Source organism: Candidatus Accumulibacter sp. ACC012, from assembly GCF_907163155.1.
Taxonomy (GTDB): domain Bacteria; phylum Pseudomonadota; class Gammaproteobacteria; order Burkholderiales; family Rhodocyclaceae; genus Accumulibacter; species Accumulibacter delftensis.
Genome location: NZ_CAJQUC010000014.1, coordinates 294401 through 300464 on the forward strand (window position 1 = coordinate 294401; position 6064 = coordinate 300464).

General features: G+C 59.7%; 6 protein-coding genes. 1 reads left to right on the forward strand and 5 read right to left on the reverse strand.

Annotated elements, in window-relative coordinates:
* The first annotated feature begins 4 nt into the window (after positions 1-4).
* Positions 5-478 (forward strand): hypothetical protein, encoded by a 474-nt coding sequence (locus QZ648_RS15495; RefSeq protein WP_291997591.1) that lies wholly within the window; start codon positions 5-7, stop codon positions 476-478.
* A 31-nt stretch (positions 479-509) separates the two neighbouring features.
* Here the strand turns inward: QZ648_RS15495 and QZ648_RS15500 are convergent, their stop codons facing one another.
* The 5 genes from QZ648_RS15500 to pglX are packed head-to-tail and all read right to left on the reverse strand — an operon-like array spanning position 510 to position 6054.
* Positions 510-794 carry a hypothetical protein gene (locus QZ648_RS15500; protein WP_291997592.1) on the reverse strand — a complete coding sequence of 95 codons (285 nt, stop codon included), beginning with the start codon at positions 792-794 and terminating at the stop codon, positions 510-512.
* Positions 795-799: 5 nt separating this feature from the next.
* On the reverse strand, positions 800-3412 hold the full coding sequence (gene pglZ, locus QZ648_RS15505) for a BREX-1 system phosphatase PglZ type A (protein ID WP_291997593.1): 2613 nt from the start codon (positions 3410-3412) through the stop codon (positions 800-802).
* On the reverse strand, positions 3409-3618 hold the full coding sequence (locus tag QZ648_RS15510; RefSeq protein ID WP_291997594.1) for a hypothetical protein: 210 nt from the start codon (positions 3616-3618) through the stop codon (positions 3409-3411). The genes pglZ and QZ648_RS15510 overlap by 4 nt, the downstream gene beginning before the upstream one ends.
* Entirely contained in the window at positions 3615-4763 is a 1149-nt protein-coding gene (locus QZ648_RS15515; RefSeq protein WP_291997595.1) for a PDDEXK nuclease domain-containing protein, read from the reverse strand. Before QZ648_RS15515 ends, QZ648_RS15510 begins: the two co-directional genes overlap by 4 nt.
* A complete protein-coding gene (gene pglX / locus QZ648_RS15520; RefSeq protein ID WP_291997607.1) occupies positions 4756-6054 on the reverse strand; it encodes a BREX-1 system adenine-specific DNA-methyltransferase PglX in 1299 nt (432 codons plus the stop codon). Before pglX ends, QZ648_RS15515 begins: the two co-directional genes overlap by 8 nt.
* Positions 6055-6064: the final 10 nt, after the last annotated feature.

Here is a 6064-nt window from a genome sequence, read left to right on the forward strand (position 1 = left end):
TCCCATGACTATCCAACGCCCCCTGCTCACCGCCGCCCTCATCGCTACCTTTGGCATCGGCGTCCCCGCGTTTGCGGTCGACTCACACCAGCACGCCGCCGGCGAGCCGACCAAGCTGATGCTCGACCACGGCAAGCAATGGGCAAGCGACGAACCACTGCGCAGGAACATGAGCGAAATCCGGGCGGCACTTGCCGCGAAAGCGACGGCTATCCACAAGGGGACGCTGACGCCAGAGGACTACAAGGCACTCGCTACCCTGGTTGAAGCGCACGTCGCCAACATCGTCAGCGAGTGCAAGCTCGAACCCGCTGCGGACGAAAACCTGCACCTCATCGTCGCCGAACTCAGCGCCGGTGCCGACGCCATGCAGGGCAAGTCGAAGGCCACGCCTGCGGCTGGCGTAGTGCAGACGGTCGGCGCCGTGAATCAGTACGGCCGCTATTTCAAGCACCCGGGCTGGAAACCAATGGACTGAGTTGAGCCTTGGGCGGAAGCAGACCGCTGCGCTACGAAGCTTGTGTCGCCCAGTGCGGACGGGCGCAATGCCGCCTGTTTAGCCGAGCCACGAGCAGCATGCGCTGAGCTTTGGCCAGTACAAAATGCCGGCGTGGCTTGAGCTGAGGGGTGGAGCTAAACTGCCAGCGGTGGCCAGCGGCCTGTTCCACGCGAAACGACACAAACCCTTCCTTGATGAGCTTGGTCAGATCCTTGCGCACCACTTTGCCAGCGAAATGCCGGTTCAGCAGGGCATCGAGAGTGGTGGCGTTCTCGGGGCGCTCTTCAGTCATCATCGGTTTCAGAAGTCGTTGGCGAAGGCCAGATCCACCCTGACCGGAATCCGGATCACTTCGACCTTGGTCTGGGAGTCACGGGCGATCAGGAAATGGTCTTTGCGCTTGTCGTATTGACCGGACCTGATGGTCAGGATCACCGAGCGCTTGCGCTCGTCCATCAGCCCGGAGCGGCTGTCGAAGGTCAGCGACTGTTCGTCGCTGACCATGCTCTCCCCGTCACGCAGGGAGACCAGCACCGATCTTGCCAAGACGCGTTCCGAGACCGGTTCGGTCTGGATGAATTCGAAGCGCTGCTTGTTGGTGACCACCTTGTTCGACGAGCCCAGCAAGCTGAATTCCACCACACGCGTCTTGGCCGACTGGTTTTCACTCTCGCGCAGGGTGATCACCGGGATGACGATCTCCTGCGGCATGGCGCTGCCATGAACGAAACGGGCGCCGCCGGAAAAATGAAAGCGGGCCGCGCCTTTGGGCACCCAGAAATCCATGCTGCCTGCGCCCGCCGTCGTCCCCGCCGTGACGGCGGTGTTGCCACACCACGCCTGGCTGCTTTCGCCGATCCCCTGCCCCAGCAGATAGCGCTTCTTCGCCCGTAGCGTTCCTGGCGGCTTGTCACTGAGTGTGGACCTATCCGCCCCGTCGAGCGCCGACTCCTGGTAGAGAAAGCCGTGATCGGCCGTTATCAGTACCAGCGATCCATTGAGGCTGTTGACGATAAAACTCGCGAGTTGATTCAGTTCCGCCAGCGTCTGGGCAACGGCGTCGAAGGTCTGCCCCTCCGAACCCTGCTTGTCCCCCAGCATGTCGATCCGGTCGTGATAGACGTAGATCACCCGGCGGTCGCGCACGAACTCCCGGCCCTTGTCCTTGCCCATGGACAGCAGTTCATCGGCTTTGACGGCAAGGCCCTGATACTTGCCCAGATGTGCGCTACGCTGCTCAAGCGTGGAAACCGCGGCATCGTCGGCCATCACGTCGAGATTGCTGTTCAGCTTGTAGGCCAGCGTATGGTGCGGCAACAGCGAGGCCATGCCGAGCGCGGTGTAGCTGGGCAGTACCCCGAGCATGGGCGACAGGGCCGCTTTGAAGCGGCTCTTGCCATTGATGTCGCGAACCAGTTCTTCCGCCGCCTCGTAGCGGAATGCATCGGAGATGACGACAAAGACCCGGCGGATTCCCGCATGCAGATGCGCCATGACTTGTGTTGCGAAGAAGTCCGGCTGATTGACCCAGGCAGCGATCTTCCAGCTCGCCAACAGACCATCGTCACCCTCCAGCACCTTGCTCCAGGCGGACCCCAGCTGCGGCACGAACCAGCCCGAATAGGCGCTCTCGATGCGCTCACGAAGCTCGTGCAGCAAGGCCCAGCCCATCGGCTCGACGCCATCGGCGGCATGGTTGATCTGGCGATAGAGCTGATCGAAGCGGAACAACTCGGACTGGTACGCGGCCAATCCGGCCTCGGCGGTGGCGAAACCGAAGCCAGCGCTGAATTTCTCTTTCAACTCGAAGAAAGAAGCCGCTGCTTCCAGCGCGTCGTAACAGGACGCCAGGGCGCGTGTCGTGGCGCTGGAATGGGCCAACAGCTTGTTGGCCCAATGGCCGTCACGACGCCGGGCGATCAGTCCGCGCAAGGTATACATGTCGGCGCCGGCGCCAGCGATGATGCGGCCCTTGAGGTCCTGGATGATGCGCCGCTCGACTTCCTCGAAAGTCATCGTTTCCGCCAATGACTCAGCGGATAGCCCGGCAATCATGTTGCTCAGCCCCAGTTCGCGAGCCACGCTGCCCGACAAGGCATCGTAACTGGCGAAGTGCTGCATGTGCGAGCGCCATCCGGCAACAAAGACCGAGGCATTCGCCGCGCGTGCCTTGTCACTGATGATGAAATGCGACAACTGCGCCGGACAGGCACCGCTGACGGTCCGCGAAAAATCCGTCACCAGGATCCGGAACAGGAAATCCCGCAGCGTCGGCGCGCCATCGCGATAGCCCATCTCCTGCTCAACCAGGACCCAGAACGAATCCATCAGGTCGTTGGCGACAATGTCGGAGCACGCTTTCGGTTCGCCATCGAGATTGGCGATGCCTTCCTGCACCAGGGCAGAAAAAAGACGGAGGAGGATGGCAGGAAGGTCCGCTTGCTCGGCTTTCGCCAATACCGCGATCATCTTGCGGTCCAGATCCCCGGCGCCATCGTTGGGGGCGACCCAGCTCTTGAGGCGATCGACGCGGTCCCTGGATTTGAGGAATTTGGCGCGCTCTTTCAGGTGCGCTCGCAGTTGTTGCGAGTTCAGGCCGAGATCCTCCAGCAGGATCGACGCGTTGTCGGCGTGGAAGCTCTTGCTGCGCAGCCGGATGTCCAGCAGCCAGTCGTTGGCAGGGTCGGGAACCGGTTTGGCGCTGTAGAGGAGGAAGCTGGCCTGCGGCGCTGCGCGCTCGAGTTGGAGCTTGATGGCCAGGGCCGGCAGATCGTCGAGATAGAGCAGTTCGACCGCGTCAGGCAAGAGATTCTTGACCGAAAAAGAGAACTCGCCGTCGGCATCGTGCCAGAAGACAATCGAATGGCTGGCGAACGCGGCGGCGAGCGCGTCGGTGATGCGTTGCTCGCTCATGCTGGCTCTCGATCAGGCTGGTTGGAAACTTGTGCAACAGCCTGTTGCACTATTTGTGCAAGCGTCACTTGCACAAAGCAGAGGCAAGCTCGTTTCGTTTTCCAGAATTCCTGTCCGAGCTTTTCATCAATCCAGCGCCCGTTGTTGAACCCGTCGGGCACATAGGTCGAAAGCAGGCTATCTGCCTGTTTTGAAATCTTGATCATCGACGGTCACCTTTACTATTTTCGCCTTCCTCCTCTTGCTGCTGCAACTTCTGAAAATCGCTCTCGATTTCCTCCACCGTCGGCATTGCGCCCTTCAGATTGTCAGGCAAGGTTTCCACCAGGGTATATTCGCTGACGCCCATGGGTTTATTCATGTCACGCAGGGCAAACTCCACCTCGATGTTGTTTTTGTCTCGGCACAGCAGCAGGCCAATGGTGGGCTGGTCGTCCTCGCGTTTGAGAAGGCTGTCTACCGCCGACAGGTAGAAATTGAGCTTGCCTGCGTACTCGGGGATGAATTTGCGGTTCTTGAGCTCGACTACCACGTAACACTTCAGCGTGACGTGATAGAACAACAGGTCAATGTAATAATCGTCTGCGGCGATTTCCAGGTGGTACTGGCGGCCGATGAAGGCAAAACCCTTGCCCAACTCCAACAGGAATTGGGTGATGTGCTGGGTGAGTTGCCGCTCGACATCCCGCTCGTTGTACGGCACCGTCATCGCCATGAAGTCAAAGGTGTAAGGGTCTTTGAGGGTTTGCTGGGCGAGGTCGGACTGTGGCAGTGGCAAGGTGCGGGAGAAGTTGGTCACCGCCTTGCCGGTTCTGGCATAGAGATTTGACTTGAGTTGCAGTGCCAGCACATCACGGCTCCAGCCTTGCTCAAGGGTCTGGCTGATATAAAAACCGGCTTCGGCCAGACTGCTGCACTTGGTAAAAATCAGGATGTTGTGGCCCCAGGGGATTTCCATCAGCAACGCGGAAAGCTGGGGTTCAGACCCTGGCCAAGGCTTATCGCGTAATTTGGCAACAGCCTGTTGCCAAATTGCAGGATCGCAGTAGAAGCGAAAGAAAGCTCGGCAATAGCGCAGATTCTTGGATGAAAAGCCGCCGATCTCCGGGAAGGCTTGCCTCAAGTCGTGACTGAATGCGTCGATGAATCCGCTTCCCCATTGGGCATGGGATTCCCGATCAACAATTTGTGCCCCTATTTCGTAGTAGAGCGAAATCAACTCCCCATTGGCGGCCAACGCGACTTTCATTCGTGTCGCATGGATTCTCTGCTTGATGGTCTTGAGCCAGTCCTGGTAGTCAGCCAGCACAGCGGGCGGGAGAGTCAAGGAGGGCATGGCGGGTTCACTCATCGTTCGCACCTCCCGTCACCGCCTTCACCTCCGCCAACAGATCGCCGAACTTTCCGTAGTTCACCTTCACGCCGTCATCCAGGTCGAGCGTGATGCGCATGTCGGCGTAGTGGCGGAGTTTTTCGTCGTAGGCGAGGAGTTCGACGTGTTTCTTTTTCAGCGACTCGATCTGCTTGGCAATCTTGTTGCGGGCGGCGGTTGATCTGGCTGCGTCGCGGTCCTTTTCGAGCATTTCGATACGCGACTGCATCTTGCCGGTGAGCGGCACGACGTATTCGGCGCGCATGCGAGCGAGCGTGCCTTCGTGGTAGCGGTGCAGGTAGACCAGGGCCTGGAAGCCACCCTGTTTGCCGCTGGAGAAGAGCCAGTAGATCGGGCGCTTCTTGTAGGTGGAGCAGTGATCCTTGAAGAACTTGCCGGCAAGGTAGCGGCGGATGACCTCGCCGGGCGCTTCGCTGGCTTTCGCGCCCAGATTGTCGGCGAGGAAGGCCATGTTCTGGTCCAGCTTCTCGGCGCCCCAGGTGGCGCGCAGGAACTCACTCACACGGTTGGCGGCGTCGTCCTCGAACCAGAGCTCGTCGGTAACCGGCACGATGCCGTCGGCGTCGGCGGGGAAGATCTTGTAGCGCGTGGCGTCGAAGCCGACGTTGCCGGCGTGGGCGTAGATCAAGCCGGGTTCGTCCAGGCTGTAGCGACCCATCATGCAGCCGATGGCGTAGGAGACCAGCTCCTCCATGGTGTCCTGGCGGAAGCGAATCCACTGCTCCTCTTCGGTGAGCTTGCCGCCGTAGCGGTAGGCGGGATTCACCGTGAGGGTGATCTGCGACAAGGGGACGTCGGGGGTGAGCTCGTCGGCCAGGCCGTAGGCGTCGATGAAGAGGCGGTTGTTCTCCTCTTCGAGACGCTTCATCTCGGCGATCGTGTCGCGGTTCTGGGTGATCCAGGCGGTGTAGCTGGATTCGAGGGTGGGCGTGGGCTCGGCGGAGGCTGTAAGGATGGGGAGGGATTGGAAGTCCCAGGAGCGTTCGTACGCGTCCCAGTCATCCTTAGCGCAGGAAACGCATGCCTTTATTCGGTCCGTAGCGGGCTCTTCATGGGCGTTTAGATTGCATATTGGAACGTTCTCTATGTCTCCAATGTTGACGGACAGCGTTGGATTTATTACCTGCAAGACCTCATATACAGCATTCGAGTTGAGTACTCCTAGCAACCTATATGTTTCGTCTAGTCGGTCTTTTCGAAGGAAAGCTCCGGGGCCACGCCCATCGTATAAACATCCACCCTCTGACAGCCTGAAGGCA

Bases quoted from the DNA above. Each gene is read 5' to 3' on its own strand.
- QZ648_RS15495 (WP_291997591.1), top strand. From the start codon at position 5: ATGACTATCCAACGCCCCCTGCTCACCGCCGCCCTCATCGCTACCTTT.
- pglZ (WP_291997593.1), bottom strand. From the start codon at position 3,412: ATGAGCGAGCAACGCATCACCGACGCGCTCGCCGCCGCGTTCGCCAGC.
- QZ648_RS15500 (WP_291997592.1), bottom strand. From the start codon at position 794: ATGATGACTGAAGAGCGCCCCGAGAACGCCACCACTCTCGATGCCCTG.
- QZ648_RS15510 (WP_291997594.1), bottom strand. From the start codon at position 3,618: ATGATCAAGATTTCAAAACAGGCAGATAGCCTGCTTTCGACCTATGTG.
- QZ648_RS15515 (WP_291997595.1), bottom strand. From the start codon at position 4,763: ATGAGTGAACCCGCCATGCCCTCCTTGACTCTCCCGCCCGCTGTGCTG.